We start from the raw sequence: 218 nt of genomic DNA, 5'->3' as shown, positions 1-218 counted from the left end.
CCCTCGAGCGAGAACCGCTTCTGGCCGACGTACTTGGTCTGCAGGAAGGTCTCGAACGCCTCGGCCGCGTTGACCTTGGACAGGATGTACTTCTGCTCCGCGACCGTCGGCTTGTCGTCGACGCCCTCGAGCCGCTCCTGGATCCACTGCCGCTGCTCGTTCTCGAGGATGTGGGTGTACTCGATGCCGATCTTGCGGCAGTAGGCGGCGCGCAGCGC

Annotated in this window: 1 protein-coding gene; it reads right to left on the bottom strand. The window is 65.1% G+C overall.

Going from position 1 to position 218, the window contains the following annotated elements:
* A partial coding sequence (locus tag B4M60_RS00750) for a hypothetical protein (RefSeq protein WP_291079450.1) occupies positions 1-218 on the bottom strand: 218 nt, incomplete at both ends.

The organism is Dietzia sp. UBA5065, from assembly GCA_002415925.1.
Taxonomy (GTDB): Bacteria; Actinomycetota; Actinomycetes; order Mycobacteriales; family Mycobacteriaceae; genus Dietzia.
The sequence above is the reverse complement of the archived record's forward strand: the minus strand, read 5'-3'. Positions and strand labels throughout refer to the sequence as shown.